Raw genomic sequence first — 22,359 nt, 5'->3', positions numbered from 1 at the left:
GAGCCTCGCCATTCGCGCCATAAGCTTATATTTCGTTCAGTTGCGACTCCACGTACAGATAGCCAATGCCCATCAGTTGCTGGGCGCGGGTCAGCGTGCCAACGCTAATTTGCGTCGCTTTCGCCCGCGGGTTATCGCCGTGATCGAAAGGGTTAAATCCCGTCTGTTGCCGTAGCGTATTGAGCCAGGATTCACCGAAGGCGCAACTGCGTCCGTACAGCCAGATCTGATTGATATTCAGGATATTAAGAAAGTTATACAGGCTTAAACCAATCGCGCTGGCGGCATGTTCCACCCATGCCTGAATGCGTACATCACCCTTGCGCCAGGCGTCGATCAGTAAATCCGTGGTCAGCGTTTCCGGATCCCTTCCCGGCACTGGCTGCGCCTTCATCCAGACTCTGGCCTGCTTTTTCAGCGCGCTCAGGGAGGCGACGGTTTCCAGACAACCATAACGACCGCAGTCGCAGGCGATCCCGTCGGGGTTAACAATGGTATGCCCAATCTGACCGCTGCCGTACAGGCTGCCGCGCCAGATATTGTCGTGAATGACGAACGATGAGCCAATGCCGTAATCGACGTTAATCACGCAGAAGTCCTCGTTGGCCGCCGGGTTTTGCCACTTTTCCGCCAGCGCCAGCATTACGCAGTCGTTGTCGAGGCGGACCTGTATACCGAGCCGTTCCTCCAGCAGATACTTGATTTCCACCGGCGTTTTCCACGGCGCCTGTGGCATCGTTTTCGATGCACCGGTGATCGGATCCACCTGACCGTGGACGCCCAGCGCGAGGTTGATCGTGGTGTCGGGATAGCGCTGACGCCAGCGCCGCCAGTGGTTGGCTATTGCGGCAAGCAGCGCGTCAGGCGTCGCGGCGTTAATCACCTCATGCTGCCAGTCGCCAACCGCCACCAGACGCGCATCGGCCAGCTGGCTGGTCAGACTGGTCGGGGTGACGTTCATGCACAGCGTCCACGCGCCCTGTACCGGCAGATGAAAACTCCCGCTGCTGAGTCCGCGCTGGCTCAGCGTTTCACGGGAGTGGCACAGCCGCCCTTCGTCCAGCAATTCTTCAAGAATGTTACTCACCGCCGGAATCGACAGGCCGGTGAGCTGCGCCAGTTGCGATTTACTGAGCTGCTTTTCGCGCCACAAATGCGACAGGAAGATCTGTTTATTCGCCTGTCTGACACGGGCGTTATTGAATCCCGAACGCTGCATACACTTAACTCCCTTAACTATATTGCGTGAGCATTGCGCATTTTACCGCCAGTTAACTGCCACACAATAGCCACAAGATGACATTTTACTTTTGTTTATTGAGTGGAGGCAGCATGTACGGTTCAGTTAAGGTCTGGCAGGAAACCCTCTCACTACCGACCTGGACGGTGGGTGAGGAAGATCCGAACCCGATGTTTCTGGAAAAACGGGTTTATCAGGGCTCCTCAGGTGCGGTTTACCCCTACGGCGTGATCGACACCCTGACCGGCAAGCGCGAGATGCGCGATTACCAGGCCGTGTGGATGGAAAACGATTTTATCCGCGTCATGCTGCTGCCCGAACTGGGGGGGCGTATTCACCGTGCGTATGACAAAGTGCAGCAGCGCGATTTTGTCTATTACAACGAAGTGGTGAAGCCTGCGCTGGTTGGCCTGCTGGGGCCGTGGATCTCCGGCGGGATCGAATTTAACTGGCCGCAGCACCATCGCCCCACCACTTTTATGCCGGTAGATTTTACACAGCGGGCAGGGGAACACGGCGAACAAACCGTCTGGATGGGTGAAGTGGAGCCGATGCGCGGTCTGCAGGTGATGACTGGATTCACCCTCTACCCGGATCGCGCGTTGATAGAAATCACCGGTAAAGTCTTCAACGGCAACGCCACGCCACGTCATTTTTTATGGTGGGCGAACCCGGCGGTGAAGGGCGGCGACGATCATCAAAGCGTGTTCCCGCCTGATGTCACGGCGGTGTTCGATCACGGCAAGCGCGATGTCTCCGCTTTTCCGATCGCTACGGGCACCTATTACAAAGTTGACTACTCGGCAGGGGTGGATATCTCCCGCTATAAGAATGTGCCGGTGCCGACTTCGTACATGGCGGAAAAATCGGACTATGATTTTGTCGGTGCCTGGCATCACGGTGAGCGCGGCGGGTTGCTCCATGTTGCCGATCATCACATCTCGCCGGGGAAAAAGCAGTGGAGCTGGGGCTACGGGGATTTTGGCGTGGCCTGGGATCGTAACCTGACCGATGAGAATGGCCCGTACATCGAATTAATGACCGGGGTGTTTACCGACAACCAGCCGGATTTCACCTGGCTTGCACCTTATGAAGAGAAGGTATTCGTCCAGAACTTCCTGCCATACAGTGAATTAGGAATGGTGCAAAACGCCAGTACCGACCTGGCGTTGCGACTGGTGCGTGATGAAAGCCAGCTGTCCGTTGGTGTCTATGCGGTTGCGCCATTGCAGGATGTGCAAGTGACGCTCAGTGCAGACGGCGCGCCTTTCTTCGAAACCACGCTGACGCTGGCACCGGGGAAAAGCTGGCTGACGACGCTTGCCGATTCGGGCTATGCGCGGATCACCATGACGGTCACCCGTCACGACGGTCAGACATTGCTGCAATACGAAGAGCATATTGCTGACGATTTGCCGCTGCCCTCGGCGGCAACGGCCCCGGCACAGCCGGAGGCATTATCTAACACTGATGAACTTTACTTTATCGGTCAGCATCTGGAGCAGTACAACCACGCCAGTCGTTACGCCGGGGATTACTATCGCCGGGCGCTGGAAATAGATCCGCTGGATTACCGCAACAACGTTGCGCTGGGGACGCTGGCATTGAACCAGGCTGACTGGGCGCAAGCTGAACGCTGCGCGAAAGCGGCATTAGCGCGGGCGCATCACCTGAACAAAAACCCGCGCGATGGCGAAGCCAGTATGCTGTTAGCCGCTGCGCGGGAGCGCCAGGGCGATTGCCAGCAGGCCTGGGATCATTACTACAAGGCGAGCTGGAGCGGAAACTGTCGCGACGCGGCCTTCTGGGCACTGGCCCGGCTTGCGATGGCGCGTGGCGATCATGCAGATGCACTGGCAAAAGTAACGCAGAGTTTGCGCTTTAACGGCAGCAACAATCTGGCGATGGGACTGAAAGCGCTGGTACTGGCAGAACTGGGGCGCACGTCTGAGGCGCTGAAGTACATCGAGCAGCAGCGTAATGACTATCCGCTTAGCTACGTGCTGCACTATGCCCGCTGGGCGATATGCCGGGATGAACCGTCGAAAACGGCGCTTATCGCCATTACCGGTCGCCGAGGTACTAACGCCTGCGAACTGGCAGGATGGCTACTCTCTTTCGGTCAAAAAGCTGCAGCCCGCGAACTGCTGGAACTGCTGGACAGTCAGGAAACGCTGCCGTTGCTGTGGCGGGCGTCGCTGAGCGACCATCCGCAGCCGTTCATCGCCCAGGCGCGTGCTTGCCTGCCTAACCGGGTACGTTTCCCGAATACCCTCGACGAAGTACAGATGCTGCAAACGCTGGAGCATAGTGCTTACGCCCGCTATCTGTTGGGCTGCTTCTGGTACAGCAAACGCCGCTACGAAGAGGCGCTTACCTGCTGGCAATTTACCCTGCAACAGGAGCCTGAATTTGCGCCTGTGCACCGTCTGCTGGGGATTTATGCGTGGAACAAACAGCACGATGCCGCCAGGGCACACCAGTATTTGTCACAGGCCGTGGCGCTGGAACCTGATAACGCCCGCTTCCTGTTTGAACTGGATTACCTCAATAAACTCCTGGCGACGCCTGCTGAACAGCGTCTGCAACAGCTGGAATCGCGTAAGGCGGTGGTGTTCCAGCGTGACGATTTAACCGTGGAGTTGCTCAGCCTGTGGAACGGACTGGGCCACTACGATGATGCCGCGAAGGTGCTTGGCGAGCGCGTATTCCACCCCTGGGAAGGGGGCGAAGGGAAAGCGACCGGGCAGTACCTGCTGAACCAGATGCACCGGGCGCTGGCGGCGATTGGCAAAGAGGAATTCTCCGACGCAGTCAGTCTGCTACAACAGGCGCTGATCTATCCGCATAACCTGGGGGAAGGGCGCTTACCCGGACAAACCGATAACGATATCTGGTATCTGTTGGGCTATTGCGCTCAGCGTCAGGGATATCATGACGAAGCGCATCGTTACTTTGCCCGTGCCACCCGTGGCGGAAGCACGTTGGATGCCGGACGCTACTACAACGATCAGCCCGTGGACTATCTCTTCTGGCAGGGCATGGCGCTGAAACAGCTGGGTGAACGTGACGACGCAGAGCAACTTTTCCGCAGCTTCCTGCAATGGGTGACATCACAACGTGACCACGTGCCGGAGGTGGATTTCTTCGCCGTCTCATTACCGGATCTGGTGGTGCTCGATACGCCGGCGGAGGCAAAGCACCAGCAGCACTGCCTGTTTATTACCGCGTTGGGGCATCTGGGGCTTGGGGATTTATCCGCCTGCCAGCAGGCGCTTGACGCACTTCTGCAACAGAACCCGGCGCATGACAAAGCTCTGCTTTTGCGCCATGTCATCAGACTGGAGTTATTGCACTAACCCTGAACCGGTGGCGGTAACGCCACCGGAAACCTACTGTTCCCTGCGTTTCCCTGAAAGAGGAATCATAATGAATAACGCGCAAACACATTTGAAAATCGGCTATGTCTGGACCATCTGTCTGGTCGCAGCCTGTGGTGGTTTGCTGTTTGGCTACGACTGGGTGGTGATTGGCGGGGCAAAGCCTTTTTATGAAGCGTACTTCTCGATAACCGATCCGGCGCAGTCGGGCTGGGCGATGAGCTCCGCGCTGGTGGGCTGTATTTTTGGCGCGTTGATTTCGGGCTGGTGCGCCGATAAATTTGGTCGAAAAATGCCGCTCATCCTCTCTGCTATTCTGTTCAGCGCCTCGGCATGGGGAACCGCCGTTGCCAGCAACTTCGACATGTTCGTGATTTACCGCATCGTTGGCGGCGTCGGGATTGGTCTGGCGTCAGCGCTCAGCCCGCTGTACATCGCCGAAGTCAGCCCGGCGGAAAAACGGGGGCGCTTCGTGGCGGTGAACCAGTTGACCATTGTCATTGGCGTGCTGGCGGCGCAACTGATCAACCTGATGATCGCTGAACCCGTTGCCACAGGGGCGACACAGCAGGCAATTGTTGAGAGCTGGAACGGGCAGATGGGCTGGCGCTGGATGTTTGGCGCGGAACTGGTTCCCGCGTTGGCGTTTCTGGTGCTGATGTTTTTCGTCCCGGAATCCCCACGCTGGCTGGTGAAGGCGGGTAAACCGGAGCGTGCGCGTGCCATGCTGCTACGCATTGGCTCTGCGGAGTACGCCGGACAGACGCTAAAAGAGATCGAACACACGCTGCTCAAAGATAATCACAGAGTCGCATGGTCCACGCTGCTGCAACCGCAGATCAAACCGATCGTGATCATCGGCATGGTGCTGGCGGTCTTCCAGCAGTGGTGCGGGATCAACGTGATCTTTAACTACGCGCAGGAAATTTTCGCCTCTGCCGGTTTCGACATCAACGGTACGCTGAAATCGATCGTTGCGACCGGCATTATCAACCTGGTCTTTACCCTCGCCGCACTGCCGCTGGTGGACAAAATTGGCCGGCGCAAGCTGATGCTGTTCGGCGCATCCGGCCTGACGGTGATTTATGTGTTGATTGCCGGTGCCTACGGGATGGGGATTATGGGCTGGCCGGTGCTGGTTCTGGTGCTGGCGGCCATTGCCATTTATGCCCTGACGCTGGCACCGGTCACCTGGGTGCTGCTGTCTGAAATCTTTCCTAACCGTGTGCGCGGGCTGGCGATGTCGCTGGGTACGCTGGCGCTGTGGATTGCCTGTTTCCTGTTGACCTATACCTTCCCGCTGCTCAATGCCGGGCTGGGTGCCGCCGGGAGTTTCCTGCTCTACGGCGTGATTTGCGCAATGGGATATGTGTATGTGCTGCGTAATGTACCGGAAACCAAAGGCGTAACGCTGGAAGCGCTGGAAGAACAACTGGCGGCGAGACATTTGAAAGCCAGTCCGTCGGCACAGCCAAAAAGCGTGCGCTGATGACCACGCCGCTGACGCTGCATAACGCGCATCTGCGGATGCGCGTGGATCCTCAGGGCGGCGCGCTGTTGTCGCTGTTTTCGTTACAACATCAACAACCGGTTCTACGCGAAAGCGAGGGAAAAACCGCCGGTGATGGCGGGCTGTTTCCGATGCTGCCGGTTGCCAATCGCGTGGCCGGTAACCGCTTCAGCCAGCGCGGAACCGAGGTGCAATTGCCGTTATATGAGGTCGACGACGCGTTTTTCCTGCACGGTGACGGCTGGCTTAAACGCTGGGAAGTGACGGCGGCGACCGATGATAGCTGTTCGCTGCGTCTGCGCAGTCAACTGGCATGTGGCTATGATTATCAGGCGGAACTGCAGTATGTGCTTGACGCGTCAGTATTCAGGGCGTCGCTGACGATCGCTCATCTGGGCAAGCGCCCCATGCTGTACGGCTGCGGTTTCCACCCGTTTTTTGTCTTTGATACGCGAAGCACCGTGCAGTTTTCTGCCAGCGGTTACTGGCCGGAAGGCGAGCACCATTTGCCGCTGGCCTGGCAGAGTGAACTGCCGACGGAGGCTGATTTTACCAGGGCGCAGTATGGCGCGGATCGCTGGTTAAATGTGGGGTATTCCGGCTGGAGTGGGCAGGCGATCGTTCAATGTAATGTGATGCGCGTCACGATTTTTGCGCAAACTCCCTGGCTTATGCTTTTCAGAATGCCGGGTGAGTCATTTCTTTGTCTGGAACCGCAGACGCATCCGGTGAATGCCCACCACATGCCGGGGCAGCCGGGATTACGGATGTTAGGCTCTGGAGAACAGTGCCGTTTCGCGATGGAGATTCGCGTTGATTAGCGGCAAAACGTTGTTATGTTGCTGTTAATGTTCACTTGCGCCAGCCTGCGTTTATCGCCAGACTATCGCCTCCACACGGGAGGGGATCATGTCTTTGCACTCCACGCGCTGGCTGGCGCTCGGTTACTTCACCTATTTTTTTAGCTACGGGATTTTTCTTCCCTTCTGGAGCGTCTGGCTTAAAGGGCTTGGCCTCACGCCGGAGACGATCGGCCTCTTATTGGGCGCTGGTCTGGTCGCCCGTTTTCTTGGCAGTTTGATCATTGCCCCGCGGGTCAGCGATCCATCACGGCTGATCTCCGCGTTACGCATTCTGGCGCTACTGACGCTGATCTTTGCGCTGGCCTTCTGGGCCGGAACCCATGTCGCCTGGCTGATGGTGGTGATGGTCGGCTTTAACCTCTTCTTCTCGCCGCTGGTGCCGCTCACGGACGCGCTGGCGAATACCTGGCAAAAGCAGATCACCATGGATTATGGACGGGTGCGTCTGTGGGGATCGGTCGCGTTTGTGATTGGTTCGGCGCTAACCGGCAAACTGGTCAGCCTGTTTGATTACCGGGCGATTCTGGCGCTGCTTACGCTGGGTGTCGCCTCAATGTTGCTGGGAATGCTGATTCGCCCCAGCGTGTTGCCCAAAGGGGAAAACCGTCACCAGGAGAGCGCTGGCTGGCCCGCCTGGCGTTCGCTGGTCACACAAAGCTGGCGCTTTCTGGCCTGCGTCTGTCTGTTGCAGGGGGCGCATGCCGCCTACTACGGTTTTAGCGCTATTTACTGGCAGGGGGCGGGGTATTCCGCGTCGGCGGTCGGCTATCTCTGGTCGCTCGGCGTGGTGGCAGAAGTGATTATCTTCGCCCTGAGCAATAAGCTGTTCCGCCGCTTTAGCGCCCGCGATCTGTTACTGCTTTCCGCCATATGTGGTGTGATTCGCTGGGGACTGATGGGCTGGACGACGGCGCTGCCGTGGCTGATTGTGGTGCAGATCCTCCATTGTGGCACCTTTACCGTCTGCCACCTGGCGGCGATGCGTTATATTGCGGCGCGTCAGGGAAGCGAAGTCATTCGTCTGCAGGCGGTCTATTCTGCTGTGGCGATGGGCGGCAGCATTGCCATCATGACCGTGTTTGCTGGCTTCCTGTACCAGAATCTGGGCAACGGCGTCTTCTGGGTGATGGCGCTGGTGGCGTTGCCGGCTATGGTACTGCGGCCAAAAGTGGCCGCTTCAGCCTGATTCCAGCATCTTGCGGATCTGCTGCTGCTGATGTGGCGTTAGCGCCTGATCCGCATGAATCAACGGGGGTGAAAAGAGCGGCAGCAGCGTGGCGTAAGGCGTAACAATCAGCGCCACGCCGCGCGGTGAGCCTTCCTGCTGGAAAGTTCGCATCGGCAATGGCTTGATGTTCAGCGGCAGTAGCGTCAGTTCACGCAGTTGTTGTTCTATCTGCTGCTCCAGTTGCGGATTATCACCGGTCAGTAAGACGACCTGTTTCTCATGCAGGTCATTATCCTGCATCAGCCATGCGCCAAAAATCACCGCCACCAGTCCCGTCTCTTCTTCAGAAAACTCAACGGCATACTCTTCTTCAAACCCGCGTAACGCATCGCGGGTGGTACGCATCAGACGCGGATAGAGGCGGGCGAACTCTTCCGGCAAGGTGTTATCGATGCCAATCGAAAACAGGCAGCGGTTCAGCGCCTGGGACAGATGGATATAGAGCTGATCGTTTAGCCCCTGCTCGTCGTTAAAACGCACCGCGCCCATTTCGCGAAAACGCAGGATCAGGCGGGCGATCGCCAGACGCAACCGCCGGTTCTGCTGATGGTTATCGCGAATCGGGTCCGGGATGCGGACCATCGAAAACAGCAGCGCCATAAACAGCGATTCCGTTAATGGCGCATCCTGCCGGACACGACGCTGCCAGTGACGGCCAATCTCCTGCGCTAACGCGTATTCGGCGCAGGACTGCGCCCAGCGCTGCTGGACGGGATTGAATTCCGGCGAGATCCCCGCATGATGTTGCAACAGACAATATTGCAGATAGAGGCGCAGGAACTGGATGTCCCGGCACTCGAACGGCTTTTGCAGACGACGCGCACAAAGGTTAATCAGCGCATGCAGATTGGTATCGTCATACAGCGTGCGCAGGATCCCCCGCTGTTTTAGCTCAATTTTGAGGGCGGGGGCAAAGTGTTGATTAATGAACGCCGGACACAAACGCAGGCCGCGTCTGAGCCAGTGTAAGAGGCAGAGGCGTTGGTTAAGCGCGGTACCTTCGATCCGGTAGCACCCATTCGGACCAGTGCTAATGCTAAGTCGATGATAGCGTTGGATCTCCAGTCCCGTTTCGACAATATCCTCACGGGCAACAGTATCATCGACACCATTTAGCGCACTGAACATTTCCGCGGTGGCAATCTGCCCCGGCTGGAAAAGCGTCAGCAAAACCTGGCAACGGCGCTGGGGAGCAGAAAGTACAGATGGCGGAGCAAGCGTTGTCATCATCTGTCGGATCTCCCTTAGGTATGTTAGATAAGAATAGCTAAAGTTTTTCCATAGCCATTACGAATGAAATGTTTTGCGTCAGGAATGTAGGGAGAGGTCACAGAATTTTTCACGTGTGCAACCGCGTAAGAGAGTTTAACGCAGCGCTTTATTAGGATTTTCCGCGTTTTTATCTTCAGATTGTGCAGTAAAAAGCCTCGCCAGGGGAGACGAGGCTGAAAGGTTATTAATGGATTAACGATTCTGTCGCAGGGTTAACCCGACATCCCCACCCGGATGCACGGCCAGCAGCGTTTCTCTGGTATAGCCGCTTTCACTCATCAGGCAGGCGCAGGCAGCATCAAAGATCGCAATCACCAGCATGATGGAGGTGGTCGCCAGCATGTTCAGCGGATCCGCCTCGCGCTGGACGCCGGTGGAAATCACCAGCCGGGCGGCCTTTGCAATGGCGGAATTCGCGTTTTCCGTAACGCTGATAATCGGCACGTTGCGCGCCGCAAGGCCTGGCAATAAGCGCGTGAGCTCGTCAGAGTTACCGCCGCGCGAGAGTAAAATCATCCGATCGTCAGCGCGTAAAAAACCGAGATCGCCGTGCGCTGCATCGGTGGCGTTGAGGTAGATCGCCGGGCGCTCAACGCAGGAGAGCATGTGGGCGATTTTACGCGCCGCAATGCCAGAGGTGCCGACGCCGGTGACCACGATTTTCCCCCGACATTCGCGCAATTCCGTCATTAATGCATTCCAGACCGGTTCGCTCAAATGCTGACCCAGACCGGCCAGCGCCTCACTGTAGAGGGTCCAGGTATCGGTGGCCTGTTGCCATGGGCTACTCATGCATCCCCCTGCATCAACTGACGGTACTTCATGTGATCCTGATACATCTCGTGGAACACCTGATATTTACGGTCGTAATACTGCTTAATGCGATTGGTCTGCGGGGTGACCGTTTTACCTATCCGGCTCATGGCCGACATTGCTTCCGGGAAGGTCTCGAACACGCCGGCGGCGATGGTGCCCATCATTGCGCCACCGAGCAGCATCGCTTCGCTCTCTTCCGGAAGTAGCATGGCACAACCAGTGGCATTGGCATGTTCCTGCACAAAGATAGGATTCTTGGTGCCGCCGCCGCTGGCCATGATAGTGTCGATGCTGTACCCACTCTGGTTCATGGTTTCAATGATGTGACGCGTACCCAACGCGATGGCCTGAATGGTTGCCAGATAGTGCAGCGCCATGTCTTCCGGCGTGCGGGAAAGCTTCAGCCCACTGATCGCCCCGGTCAGCGTCGGATTGGCGCGCGGCGAACGGTTGCCGTGGAAGTAGGGCAGGATATGAATATCACGGGTCAGGAAGGCGATATTCTCCGGCTCGCCTGCCATTTTACGCAGCAGCGCGTTCAGCACTTCATAAATGGTTTGCCCCTGCGCTTTGGCTTGCGCCAGCAGCGTATCGTAACAAGGGTGCGACTGAATAATGTGGTCGATCAGCGCGCCGGTCGCGGACTGTCCGCCTTCATTGAGCCAGTATTCCGGCAACACGGCGGAATAGTAAGGACCCCAGACGCCGCCAATAAAGCGAGGCTCTTTTGAGATCGCCATGTGCCCGGTAGAGGTTCCACCAATCAGGGCAACGCGACGGTCAAAGTCAGCGACTTCGCCAGAGACACCGCAGGCGCCAAGCGTGCCGAGGGTACCCGCATGGGCATCAATGATCGACACGCTGACGGCAGTGCCTGGAATCAACCCCATTTCACTGGCGGCGCGCTGAGTCAGTCCGTGACCAAGCGGTTCGCCCATCGTTTTCACATAGCGACCAATTTTTGCCGCATCGTGTTCCAGCAGATCTTCCAGTCCGATCTCCCGGAAGTAGCTGGCATCCCACTTGTCTTCATGGCCCATGTAGGTCCATTTGCACACCGTGGAACACAGTGAACGCGTGTCGTCGCCGGTGGCGCGCCAGGTCAGGAAGTCGGGTAAATCAAAATAGTAGCCCGCGTTGGCCCAGGTGTTAGGCATATGCTGTTTCAGCCACAGCAGTTTCGGCGTTTGCATTTCCGGGGAGATGATCCCGCCTACGTAGTCCAGCACCCGATGGTGCATCGCGTTGATGCGCTCGGCCTGGGTGATGGCGCGGTGATCCATCCACACGATGATGTTTTGCTCGCTGCGCCCGGAAGGGCTGATGGTCAGCGGTTTGCCCTCCTTATCCAGCACCACCAGCGAACAGGTGGCGTCAAATCCCAACCCTTTCACCTGAATGGGGTTGATATCGGACTGATTAATGGCATCACGAACCGCGTTGCAGACAGCCTGCCAGATGTTATCGGACGACTGCTCGACGAAATCGGCCTGCGGGCGGTAAATTTCAATCGCGCGAGTGGCCTGGCCGACCATTCTGCCGTTGAGATCAAACACCCCTGCGCGAGCGCTGCCGGTTCCTACATCCACACCAATAAAGTAACTCGCCATAATTTTTCTCCTGAAATCAGGCTCTACGATTCTGTAATGCGATAAAGAGGATGAGTACCGCGCCCCAAAGCGCCATCGTCAGATAGCTACTGATCCCCAGCAAGTTAAAGCCGCTTTCCAGCATTTGCAGCACAATCAGCGCCAGCACCAGGCCGATGATACGGCCAAAGCCGCCGTCCGGATTGATGCCGCCCAGCACCGAGGCGAGAATAGTGACCAGCAGATAAGACTCACCGTATCCGGCCTTCGCCGAGTTGAATTTCGCCATCATTAAGATTGCGGCCACCCAGCCGAGCAGGGCGGAAATGACGTAGACGGAAATCTGCACCCGAACGGTATTCACGCCGCTGTAGCGGGTCGCCTGTTCGTTGGATCCCATCAGATAAAGACTACGCCCGAGCGTGGTGTGTTCCAGCAATACCCACAGCAGCACCGCAACCACGATGAACAGCAGCAGAGCCACGGGAATACCTGCGAGGGTGGCGTTGCCGAGGTACTGAATTGCCGCCGGAAAGCCAGAAATCACCGTGCCGTTAGAGAGCAAAATGTTCAGCCCGGAGATCAGCGTCATGGTGCCGAGCGTGGCGAGGATCGGTGACACGCCAACCCAGGCGATCAGCGCGCCGTTCAGTGTCCCTATCGCCACGGCGACCGCTGCACCGGCCAGCAGCGCCAGTGCGAGGAACAACGGGTTGTCCGGATGGCTGACGATGACCGCCGCCATCACCAGCGAACAGGCGTTGGCACCGGCAATAATCGACAGGTTAATGCCGCCCGTCAGCATGGTCATCCCCATTCCCAGCGCCAGCATGCCGAGGATCGGTAACTGTGAGCCGATGGACTGGAAGTTTGCGACGCTGAAAAAGCGAGTGCCCAACAGCGCTGAGAAGACGACGGCGACGACGATAATAATCACGCACTGCAGGCGGATGATGGCATCACCGGGTAATACTCTTGCGAACGCTTTCATCTCAAAGCTCCCTTGCCAGTTTGCGTTTTTCGTTCCACGCAGTGGCGCTGATGCTGACCAGGATAATGATGCCGCTGAAAACGGTGTGCCAGTACGAGGAGACGCTGAGTAGCGTCAGACCGTTTTGCAAAAAGGCCAGCAGAATCACCCCCAGCAGCGTTCCGGTCAATGTGCCCCGACCGCCGCTCATGCTGGTGCCGCCGAGCACCACCGCCGCCAGCACCGTCAGCTCAAAACCGAGCAGCGAGTTTGGCGCTACGGACTGGGTGATCTGCGCCTGCACGACGGCGGCGACGCCGGCCAGAATACCCATGTAGCCGTAGACATAGAAATGCAGTTTCAACAGATTCAGCCCGAGGCGGGAGGCGGCGTCACGGTTACCGCCCATCGCGTAAATCTGGCGACCGAGACGGGTGTAGTTCATCAGGATAGCGGTGAAGACGATCACTGCCGCCAGACACAGTAACGGCAGGGTAATACCGTAGTCATAGCCATCTGCCGCGGTGAACGAGAACCAGTTGATACCGTTCATGAACCAGTCCGGGAAGCCGTACAGCCAGGTGCCTTTGGTGGCGTAAACCAGCAGACCGTAATAGACGTTAAGCGTGGCGATGGTGATGATGATAGCGGGCACGCGCAGCCAGTAGACCAGGAAGCCGTTAATCAGCCCGAGCAATAACCCGACGGCGATGGCGATGGTCAGCGCCAGCAGAAAGTTGCCGCCGTGGGCGATCACCCAGCTTGCCATCGCGTACTGCGCTATCGCCGTCATCGCCGGGAACGAAATATCGATTCCGCCGGAGATCAGCACGACAAACAGCCCGCAGGCGAGAATACCGAGAATGGCGTAGCTGGTGGCGACGTCCGTCAGATTACCGAGTGACAGGAACTCGTCAGTGCTGACGCTCAGCCCAACGGCAAGCGCAATCACCAGCAGGCCCAGCCAGAATTCATGGTGCCCGATTAAACGGGAGAGATGAAAGTTATTCATGGATGACCTCGACCACCTCTGCAATGTCTTCTTCACGACAGCGATGCGGATTAAACTCGGCAACCAGCTTTCCGCGACGCATGACCAGTACACGGTGGCTGTTGTAATACGCTTCCGGGATCTCATCGCAAATCATCAGCACCGCCATGCCTTGTTCCGCTAGATTGCGGGCGATCTGGTAGATCCCCTCTTTGTTGGCGATATCAACCCCCACCGTTGGGGAGTCCAGGATCAGGATATGCGGTTGGGTCGCCACCCATTTGGCGATGGCGATACGCTGGGCGTTGCCGCCGGAGAGCGTTTTGACCGGCAACTGCGGATCGGAAACTTTAATGTTCAGTTCACGGATCAGATCGGCGACCAGCGTTTTGGCTTTACCGTGATCGAGCAGGCCGCTGCGGGTATGCAGTTTGTCAAAGACCGTGACAATCGTGTTGTCGTAGATCGACTGTTCCATGATCAGCCCCTGGGTCAGGCGATCTTCTGAGACATAGCCGATCCCGTGTCTGATTGCGTCATGGTTGTTGCGCAGTTGAACCGGTTTCCCGTTAATGCGAATTTCCCCGCTGTCCGGATGCGTCATGCCAAACAGACTCAGACAGAGCTCGGTGCGCCCTGCACCAAGCAGGCCGACAATTGACACGATCTCACCGCTGCGCAGCGACAGGTTGATGTCCTGATATTTTCCTTTGCGGCTCAGGTTGCGCAGTTCCAGCATTGGCTCCTGCTCAACCGGCGGTTTTTCCGGCAGCGGACTGTAGTGGAAGCGTTGACCGGTCATCAGGAATGCCAGTTCATGGCTGTCGAGTTCGCTGGCGGGATACGTCCCCACCAGTTTGCCGTCGCGCATTACGCTGATGCGGTCCGCCACTTCCATCACCTCATCGAGACGGTGGCTGACGAACACCACGCAAATCCCGTCGGCTTTCAGTTCGTTGACCACGCTCAGCAGGCCGTTGACCTCCTGGCGCGTCAGGGAAGCGGTGGGTTCGTCCATAATCACCAGACGCGCGTCGGCGGCAATGGCGCGACAAATCGCGACGAGCTGACGGTCGGCAATGGAGAGTTTTTCCACTTTTTTATCGGGATCGATGCTGACGCCAATCCGCTTCATTGCCGCCAGCGCCTGTTGCTTCATCGTACCGCGCCGCACCCAAATGTCGCCGCCGGGCAGGTAGCGGTTGACGGCAATATTCTCCGCCACGCTGAAGTTAGGAAAGAGGGATAAATCCTGATAGATAACCTGGATGCCGTAATGCGAAGAGAGCTGTGGTGACAACTGGTGAAACAGTTTGCCATCCAGCAGGATCTGCGCTCCTTTTTCCGGCTGATAGACTCCGGAAATCACTTTAATAATGGTGCTTTTACCGCAACCGTTCTGTCCTGCCAGACAGTGAACTTCGCCTTTTTTCAGCGTCAGATTCACATTATCCAGCGCCAGCACGCCCGGGAATTGCTTGCTGATATTCTCAAGAGTGATAAATGCGGTGGTGTCTGTCATGGACAATACCCCTGCGAGCGCCCTGACGGGCGCAGAGTGTTAAGCCTGTTGATAGCGCCGACCAGACGGTCGGCGTTAGGTTTCCCTGGTGGTGGCTGGAGCCTTAGAAACCGAGTGATTGCGCGTTGTCTTTGGTGACTTCGAGGATCTTGTTAAAGCGGATCACTTTCTTCTCCATGTCGACATCGGCTTTCCCTAATCCTTCAATGGTCAGATCTGGCGTGACCTCTTTGCCCTGCAGCAACTGATCTGCCACGGTCACCAGCGCGTAGCCGGCATCTTTTGGATCCCACAGCATCGCTTTTTTGATGTCGCCACGCATCAGATAAGGCGCTGCCTGTGCGGGCATTGCAATCCCCACCACGGCAATTTTATCTTTCGCGCGTTTTTTCTGTACTGCCTGACCGGCACCAATCGGACCCAGCGAACCGAAGCCAATGATGCCCTTCATCTGCGGATAGGTTTTCATCAGGTCCAGCGTCGTGGAGTAGGATTTGTCGATGCTCTCAGCCACCGGCAGACGAGTGGTGACTTCAAACATCTCCGGGTATTTTTCTTTCTGGTACTTGATGGCGTAATCGGCCCAGGCGTTGTGCAACGGCACGGTCAGCGAGCCGACGTAAATGGCATAGCCGCCTTTACCGCCCATATCCTTCGCCAGCTCGTCAACGTTAGCCTGCGCGTACTTCTCGCTGTCGATCGTTTCGATATCCCACTGGCCGATTTGCTGATCTGGCGATTCGTGAGTCAGGACGACAATACCCTTATCGCGCGCTTTTTTAAGCACGGGCTCAAGCACCTTGGCGTCATTAGGTACCACAATGATCGCGTTAACGTTCTTGGCAATGAGATCTTCAATCACTTTTACCTGCTGAGCCGGATCCGGTGTGGAAGGGCCAGTCTGGTAAGCATTCACATCCAGTTTCTTCGCGGCTTCATTCACGCCGGTTTCCATGCGGTTAAACCACGGAATACCGGTGACTTTAGCAACCACAGCGATTTCATATTTTTCTGCCGCAAAGGACGGGCCGGACAACATGCATGCAGAAACCAGGGTTGCACTGAGTAATGCGAGTTTGAATTTCATAGTTGTACCTTTTGTAGGGACCGGGGCATGTCACGAACAGGAGGTTATCAACGAAGGGAAGAGGTAATGAATCTCAAGTTTCATAAATGTGATAAATGCCCATTTTTGTTAATTTATGGGTGTTTTATGGTTAAATTATAGTTAATTTGAACGATTGAAATGCTTTTTTGGTTAATTTAATTGTTAATAATTATCGAAAAATGCTTATTTATTTTTACAATTAATTATCAAATTGGCTATTGCACACAGAAAATAACCGCAGCAGGCGTACCGCCCTCAGCGACGAAATCGCAAATCTGAGAACTGAATCGAGTCCAGAAATCAGCGCCCAACATTCCTCATTTCAATGTTATTCTCACGGACAATCCTGCCACGACGATCGTGACTCGCGTGGCCCGACCTGTTTTTGTGGGGAGTTGATACCATTCATGATACGCGGCGCTTTGCTGGTATTACTCGCATTTTTGACGTCTACGGTGAGTGCACATCCTCACAGTTTTATTCGTCTGAAAACGGAAGTGATCGGCGATAACGGGACTTTTGTGGCGCTGAAGATGCGCTGGACAATGGATGAACTGACCTCTGCCGATCTGCTCTATGATGCGGGCGACGCTCAACCGGGTTCTGAAATCTGGAAGAAGCTGGCGGCGGAAGTGATGGCGAATGTGCTGGGACAGCATTACTTTACCGAAATGTGGCACAACGGGCGGCGCGTTAAATTTAAGAACCGCCCCACGGAATATAGCATGGAGCGTGTTGAGCATCAGGCCGTGCTCACCTTTGTGCTGCCGCTTGCCGAACCGCAACCATTGAGCGGGCAGCGTTACACCTTCTCGACCTTTGATCCCTCTTATTATGTCGATATGAGCTACGAAGAAGATAACGATGCAACGCTATCGTCGGCGTTGCGTGAGCAATGTGAAATCGCCGTGAACACACCGACGCCGAGCGAAGAATCGCTCAGCTTTGCCCAGTCGCTGGATAAAGAAGACGCGCCTCCGGAGGATATGGAACTGGGGAAACAATTTGCACAGACGGTGACGGTCTCATGTCAGTAATATCCACAACCCGCATTCGCGCACGGCGTTGGCTGTCGCTGTGGCCGCTGGCGCTGTTTTTGCTGATTGCAGCGATCGGTGGTGTCTGGCTGTGGTACGCCTGGCCGCAGGTGATGATCAAAAGTATTGTCTGGCAACGGGAGGTGAATCAGCAGATGAGCGTATTGCTGAAGGCCGTTGCCGCCAGTCCAGCCCAGGCGGGTGGGTCATTGCTGCTGTTTAGCTTTTTATATGGTGTGCTGCACGCACTGGGACCGGGGCATGGAAAGGTCGTGATCACCACCTGGCTGGCGACCCATCCTTCAAAGCTTAAGTCGAGCATCGGGCTGACGCTGGCTTCTTCGTTATTGCAGGGGCTGGTGGCAATCGGGCTGGTCGTGGTCGTGCTCAGCATCCTGCAACTGCCGGCGAGACAGTTACATCTGAGCGGTTTCTGGCTGGAGAAGGGGAGCTATGCGCTGGTGGGGATTCTGGGCGTTTTGCTCTGCTGGCGGGCGCTGAAGAAACTGCATGCGCTGCTGCGCAAACCCAGGTTTATCGCCTTCACGCCACACCATGTGCACCATGAAAACTGTGGCTGCGGGCATCAGCACATGCCGAATCCGGAGCAGATCCACCGCGATGATGACTGGCGCGCGCGGCTAATGATTATTCTGTCGATGGGGATGCGTCCCTGTTCCGGGGCGATCATGGTACTGCTGTTCAGCAAAGTCATCGGCGTCTTTGGCTGGGGAATAGTCTCGGCGCTGGCAATGGCGGCGGGAACGTCGCTGACGATTACCTCTCTGGCGCTGCTGGTGCACAGTTTTCGTACGCTGGCAGTCAGGTTGAGCAGCAATCATGCACCGGTACTATGGCGGCAGGTCGGTTGGTTAACGCTGGCGTTAGCCGGTGGCGCGATATTAGTGGTGGCAGCAGGAGTGATGTGGGTGAGTGCGGTGCCAGTGGGAAGGGGATTAAGACCGTTTTGATTTTGCCGGATGGCGTTAGCGCTTATTTGGCCTACTGTTCGCGTAGGCCCGGTAAGCGTTAGCGCCACCGGGCAGTACTGAGATTAACGCTTCAGCGCGTCGCTCAGTTCGTCACGCATATTCGCCAGCATCGCTTTAACCACGCGCGGGTTACCCGCCACGATGTTGCCGGTCGTCATGTAGTTGTGACCACCGGTAAAGTCGCAGACCAGAGCGCCAGCTTCACGGGCGATCAGTTCACCCGCGGCGAAATCCCACGGACGCAGACCAATTTCGAAATAACCGTCAACGCGCGCAGCGGCAACATAGGCCAGATCCAGCGCAGCAGAACCGGTGCGACGGAAGTCAGCACACTCGGTAAACATTTTGCCGAGGATATTCATGTAAGAGGTGGCGTGCTGTTTGGCTTTGAACGGGAAGCCGGTCGCGATAATAGTGCCGTCCAGGTCACGCGCATTGCTGCCGCGCAGACGGTAACCATTCAGCTGTGCGCCCTGACCGCGGGTTGCGGTGAACAGTTCATTACGCATCGGATCGTAAACCACGGCGACTTCAGTGCGGCCTTTAATACGTACGGCGATGGAAACTGCGAAGTGCGGCAGACGTTTTACGAAGTTGGTGGTGCCATCCAGTGGATCGATAACCCATTGAACATCCTGATCGGTACCTTCATGTTCACCGCTTTCTTCGGTGATGATGGTGTGCTGCGGGTAAGATTTGCGGATCGTTTCGATAATAATCGCTTCAGCGGCTTTATCGACGTTGGTCACGAAATCATTGCTGCCTTTTTGGCTGGTTTCTACTGAGTCAGGCGTTTCGTAGTGTTTGGCAATTACATTACCCGCCTTGCGCGCTGCGCGCACGGCGATGGTCAGCATCGGATGCATCGGTCTCTCTCACTGGATGTTAAAGAACGGGAAAACGGCGCAGAGTATAGCAGCGAGATCGGAATATGTCTTCGATTTATGATAATATGGCTGAATAATCTTTAGCTGAAGAAAGACAATGCTGCAAAATATTCGAATCGTGCTGGTGGAAACGTCTCACACCGGCAATATGGGCTCTGTTGCCCGCGCCATGAAAACAATGGGGTTAACCAACCTGTGGCTGGTGAACCCGCTCGTGAAACCTGATTCCCAGGCCATCGCCCTGGCGGCAGGGGCCAGTGATGTGATCGGCAATGCGCAGATCGTCGATACCCTCGATGAAGCGCTGGCCGGATGCAGCCTGGTGGTCGGGACCAGCGCGCGTTCGCGTACGCTGCCGTGGCCGATGCTTGACCCGCGCGAATGCGGTTTAAAAAGCGTAGCGGAAGCGGCAAATACCCCCGTGGCGCTTGTGTTTGGTCGTGAACGCGTTGGGCTGACCAATGACGAGCTGCAAAAATGCCATTACCATGTCGCGATTGCGGCGAACCCGGAATACAGTTCGCTGAACCTGGCAATGGCGGTACAGGTCATCGCGTATGAAGTGCGCATGGCCTGGCTGGCGACGCAGCAAAATCCTGATGCGGTCGTGCATGAAGAAGCACCGTACCCGCTGGTAGACGATCTGGAGCGGTTTTACGGTCACCTTGAGCAGACGTTGCTGTCGACGGGGTTTATCCGTGAAAACCATCCGGGACAAGTGATGAACAAGTTGCGCCGTCTGTTTACGCGTGCGCGTCCGGAGAGCCAGGAGCTGAATATTCTGCGTGGAATGCTTGCTTCTATTGAGCAGCAGAATAAAGACAAGTAAGTGCAAACCAGCTGGCAAAGCAAAATGGCACTGAAGGTTAAATACCTGACTAAAACAGTCAAGTAAATAGTTGACTGATTTAGTCGGGAATGTCAGACTTGGCCCTGCTATGCAATACCCCCATTTTACAATAAAAAACCCCGGGCAGGGGCGAGTTTGAGGCTAAGTAAGACATGAGACTGACATCTAAAGGGCGTTATGCCGTGACCGCAATGTTGGACGTTGCGCTCAACTCCGAAGCGGGCCCGGTACCGTTGGCTGATATTTCTGAACGTCAGGGAATTTCCCTTTCTTATCTGGAACAGCTGTTCTCCCGTTTGCGTAAAAATGGTCTGGTGTCCAGCGTACGTGGGCCAGGCGGTGGTTATCTGCTGGGTAAAGATGCCGGCAGTATTGCAGTCGGTGAAGTGATTAGCGCTGTTGACGAGTCGGTAGATGCGACACGTTGTCAGGGCAAAGGCGGTTGTCAGGGCGGCGATAAATGCCTGACCCACGCGCTGTGGCGCGATCTGAGCGACCGTCTGACCGGTTTCCTCAACAACATTACGTTAGGTGAACTGGTGAATAACCAGGAAGTCCTGGATGTGTCTGGTCGCCAGCACAGCCACGACGCTCCACGCACAAATCGTGCACAAGACGCGATTGACGTTAAGTTACGCGCTTAATTTAACCGTCCTGTTTCGGGTTGCATCTGCGTTGGCTGCACATGTTCACCCCGCTTACTTTTGTAAGCTCTCGGGGATTCGCATGTTTACCGCCTTGCTGAAACGCGAAACAGTTAGGTTAACGATAAGAAGATTTTCGAGTCAGGCCGGAGCGTTTGCGCTCCGTTAACACGGTCGTACATCCAGCCGGTTGCCTGACTCCTTGCATTGAAGCGATGTACGGAGTTTATAGAGCAATGAAATTACCGATTTATCTCGACTACTCCGCAACCACGCCGGTGGACCCGCGTGTTGCCGAGAAAATGATGCAGTTCCTGACACTGGACGGAACCTTTGGTAACCCGGCCTCCCGTTCACACCGTTTCGGCTGGCAGGCTGAAGAGGCGGTTGATATCGCCCGTAATCAGATTGCCGATCTGGTGGGTGCCGATCCTCGTGAAATCGTCTTTACTTCCGGTGCGACTGAGTCCGACAACCTGGCGATCAAAGGTGCAGCCAACTTTTATCAGAAAAAAGGCAAGCACATTATCACCAGTAAAACCGAGCACAAAGCGGTACTGGATACCTGCCGTCAGTTGGAGCGTGAAGGGTTTGAAGTGACCTACCTGGCGCCGCAGAGCAACGGGATTATCGATCTCAAAGAACTGGAAGCGGCGATGCGTGACGACACCATCCTGGTTTCCATCATGCACGTGAATAACGAAATCGGCGTGGTACAGGATATCGCGACTATCGGCGAAATGTGCCGTGCTCGCGGCATCATCTATCATGTTGACGCCACCCAGAGCGTGGGCAAACTGCCTATCGATCTGAGCCAGTTGAAAGTTGACCTGATGTCCTTCTCCGGTCACAAAATTTATGGCCCGAAAGGGATCGGCGCGCTGTACGTTCGTCGTAAACCGCGTATTCGCATTGAGGCACAGATGCACGGCGGCGGTCACGAGCGTGGCATGCGTTCCGGTACGCTGCCTGTCCACCAGATCGTCGGTATGGGCGAAGCCTATCGCATCGCGAAAGAAGAGATGGAAACCGAGATGGCGCGTCTGCGCGGTCTGCGTAACCGTCTGTGGAACGGCGTGAAAGATATGGAAGAAGTCTACCTGAACGGTGACCTTGAGCAGGGCGCACCAAACATCCTCAACGTCAGCTTTAACTACGTTGAAGGCGAGTCGCTGATCATGGCGCTGAAAGACCTCGCGGTCTCTTCCGGTTCTGCCTGTACCTCTGCGAGCCTCGAGCCTTCCTACGTGCTGCGCGCACTGGGAATGACCGACGAGCTGGCACATAGCTCTATTCGTTTCTCTTTAGGTCGTTTTACTACCGAAGAAGAGATTGATTACACCATCGAACTGGTTCGTAAATCTATCGGCCGTCTGCGTGACCTTTCTCCGCTGTGGGAAATGCACAAGCAGGGCGTGGATCTGAACAGCATCGAATGGTCACATCATTAATCGGTACCG

The 22,359-nt window shown here is 56.1% G+C and carries 18 protein-coding genes; 9 read left to right on the top strand and 9 right to left on the bottom strand.

Translation table 11 applies throughout. The features are described 5' to 3' along the window. Positions 1–25 precede the first annotated feature (25 nt). Complete coding sequence (locus HVZ37_RS16395; protein ID WP_044327568.1) at positions 26–1,219, bottom strand: ROK family transcriptional regulator; 1,194 nt, start codon at positions 1,217–1,219, stop codon at positions 26–28. Between the two features lie 113 nt (positions 1,220–1,332). On the opposite strand from HVZ37_RS16395, the gene HVZ37_RS16390 reads away from it, so the two are divergent. The 4 genes from HVZ37_RS16390 to HVZ37_RS16375 all read left to right on the top strand — a co-directional run bounded on the left by HVZ37_RS16390 (position 1,333) and on the right by HVZ37_RS16375 (position 8,179). After that, the gene (locus tag HVZ37_RS16390; protein WP_181627740.1) at positions 1,333–4,599 is read left to right on the top strand and encodes a DUF5107 domain-containing protein; all 3,267 of its coding nucleotides are present in this window, start codon (positions 1,333–1,335) and stop codon (positions 4,597–4,599) included. Between the two features lie 70 nt (positions 4,600–4,669). After that, entirely contained in the window at positions 4,670–6,109 is a 1,440-nt protein-coding gene (locus HVZ37_RS16385) for a sugar porter family MFS transporter (protein WP_054176538.1), read from the top strand. Next, positions 6,109–6,951, top strand: a complete 843-nt coding sequence (locus tag HVZ37_RS16380) for an aldose 1-epimerase (RefSeq protein ID WP_181627739.1) — start codon at positions 6,109–6,111, stop codon at positions 6,949–6,951. Before HVZ37_RS16385 ends, HVZ37_RS16380 begins: the two co-directional genes overlap by 1 nt. 88 nt (positions 6,952–7,039) lie before the next feature. Beyond that, positions 7,040–8,179, top strand: coding sequence for a 3-phenylpropionate MFS transporter (locus tag HVZ37_RS16375; RefSeq protein WP_042999806.1), 1,140 nt, complete (start codon positions 7,040–7,042; stop codon positions 8,177–8,179). Here HVZ37_RS16375 and csiE read toward each other — a convergent pair. From csiE to HVZ37_RS16340, 7 genes are all read right to left on the bottom strand, one after another. Next, positions 8,171–9,451, bottom strand: coding sequence for a stationary phase inducible protein CsiE (csiE, locus tag HVZ37_RS16370; protein ID WP_042999807.1), 1,281 nt, complete (start codon positions 9,449–9,451; stop codon positions 8,171–8,173). The genes HVZ37_RS16375 and csiE overlap by 9 nt on opposite strands. 234 nt (positions 9,452–9,685) lie before the next feature. After that, positions 9,686–10,285, bottom strand: a complete 600-nt coding sequence (locus HVZ37_RS16365) for an SIS domain-containing protein (RefSeq protein WP_044253106.1) — start codon at positions 10,283–10,285, stop codon at positions 9,686–9,688. Further along, positions 10,282–11,919, bottom strand: a complete 1,638-nt coding sequence (locus HVZ37_RS16360; RefSeq protein ID WP_042999809.1) for an FGGY-family carbohydrate kinase — start codon at positions 11,917–11,919, stop codon at positions 10,282–10,284. Before HVZ37_RS16360 ends, HVZ37_RS16365 begins: the two co-directional genes overlap by 4 nt. A gap of 16 nt (positions 11,920–11,935) precedes the next feature. Continuing rightward, positions 11,936–12,889, bottom strand: a complete 954-nt coding sequence (locus tag HVZ37_RS16355; protein WP_042999810.1) for an ABC transporter permease — start codon at positions 12,887–12,889, stop codon at positions 11,936–11,938. 1 nt (position 12,890) lies between these two features. Further along, the gene (locus HVZ37_RS16350) at positions 12,891–13,880 is read right to left on the bottom strand and encodes an ABC transporter permease (RefSeq protein WP_044253103.1); all 990 of its coding nucleotides are present in this window, start codon (positions 13,878–13,880) and stop codon (positions 12,891–12,893) included. Continuing rightward, a complete protein-coding gene (locus HVZ37_RS16345; protein ID WP_181627738.1) occupies positions 13,873–15,381 on the bottom strand; it encodes a sugar ABC transporter ATP-binding protein in 1,509 nt (502 codons plus the stop codon). The genes HVZ37_RS16350 and HVZ37_RS16345 overlap by 8 nt, the downstream gene beginning before the upstream one ends. Before the next feature lie 103 nt (positions 15,382–15,484). Then, positions 15,485–16,468, bottom strand: a complete 984-nt coding sequence (locus HVZ37_RS16340) for an autoinducer 2 ABC transporter substrate-binding protein (RefSeq protein WP_042999813.1) — start codon at positions 16,466–16,468, stop codon at positions 15,485–15,487. A 419-nt stretch (positions 16,469–16,887) separates the two neighbouring features. Between HVZ37_RS16340 and HVZ37_RS16335 the strand changes: the two genes are divergently transcribed. Then, entirely contained in the window at positions 16,888–17,526 is a 639-nt protein-coding gene (locus tag HVZ37_RS16335) for a DUF1007 family protein (RefSeq protein WP_229233605.1), read from the top strand. Continuing rightward, a complete protein-coding gene (locus HVZ37_RS16330; protein ID WP_042999815.1) occupies positions 17,517–18,497 on the top strand; it encodes a nickel/cobalt transporter in 981 nt (326 codons plus the stop codon). Before HVZ37_RS16335 ends, HVZ37_RS16330 begins: the two co-directional genes overlap by 10 nt. Positions 18,498–18,580: 83 nt before the next feature. Here HVZ37_RS16330 and suhB read toward each other — a convergent pair whose 3' ends face one another. Further along, positions 18,581–19,384: an inositol-1-monophosphatase gene (suhB, locus tag HVZ37_RS16325; protein ID WP_042999816.1), complete on the bottom strand. Its 804-nt coding sequence runs from the start codon at positions 19,382–19,384 to the stop codon at positions 18,581–18,583. Between the two features lie 118 nt (positions 19,385–19,502). Between suhB and trmJ the strand changes: the two genes are divergently transcribed. From trmJ to iscS, 3 genes are all read left to right on the top strand, one after another. Further along, on the top strand, positions 19,503–20,234 hold the full coding sequence (gene trmJ / locus HVZ37_RS16320) for a tRNA (cytosine(32)/uridine(32)-2'-O)-methyltransferase TrmJ (RefSeq protein ID WP_042999817.1): 732 nt from the start codon (positions 19,503–19,505) through the stop codon (positions 20,232–20,234). 173 nt (positions 20,235–20,407) lie between these two features. Continuing rightward, on the top strand, positions 20,408–20,899 hold the full coding sequence (iscR, locus tag HVZ37_RS16315; RefSeq protein WP_042317591.1) for a Fe-S cluster assembly transcriptional regulator IscR: 492 nt from the start codon (positions 20,408–20,410) through the stop codon (positions 20,897–20,899). 236 nt (positions 20,900–21,135) lie between these two features. After that, positions 21,136–22,350 (top strand): cysteine desulfurase, encoded by a 1,215-nt coding sequence (gene iscS / locus HVZ37_RS16310; RefSeq protein WP_042999818.1) that lies wholly within the window; start codon positions 21,136–21,138, stop codon positions 22,348–22,350. Positions 22,351–22,359: the final 9 nt, after the last annotated feature.

The sequence above is a fragment of the Citrobacter sp. RHB35-C17 genome (assembly GCF_013816795.1).
Taxonomy (GTDB): domain Bacteria; phylum Pseudomonadota; class Gammaproteobacteria; order Enterobacterales; family Enterobacteriaceae; genus Citrobacter_A; species Citrobacter_A amalonaticus.
The sequence above is the reverse complement of the archived record's forward strand: the minus strand, read 5'-3'. Positions and strand labels throughout refer to the sequence as shown.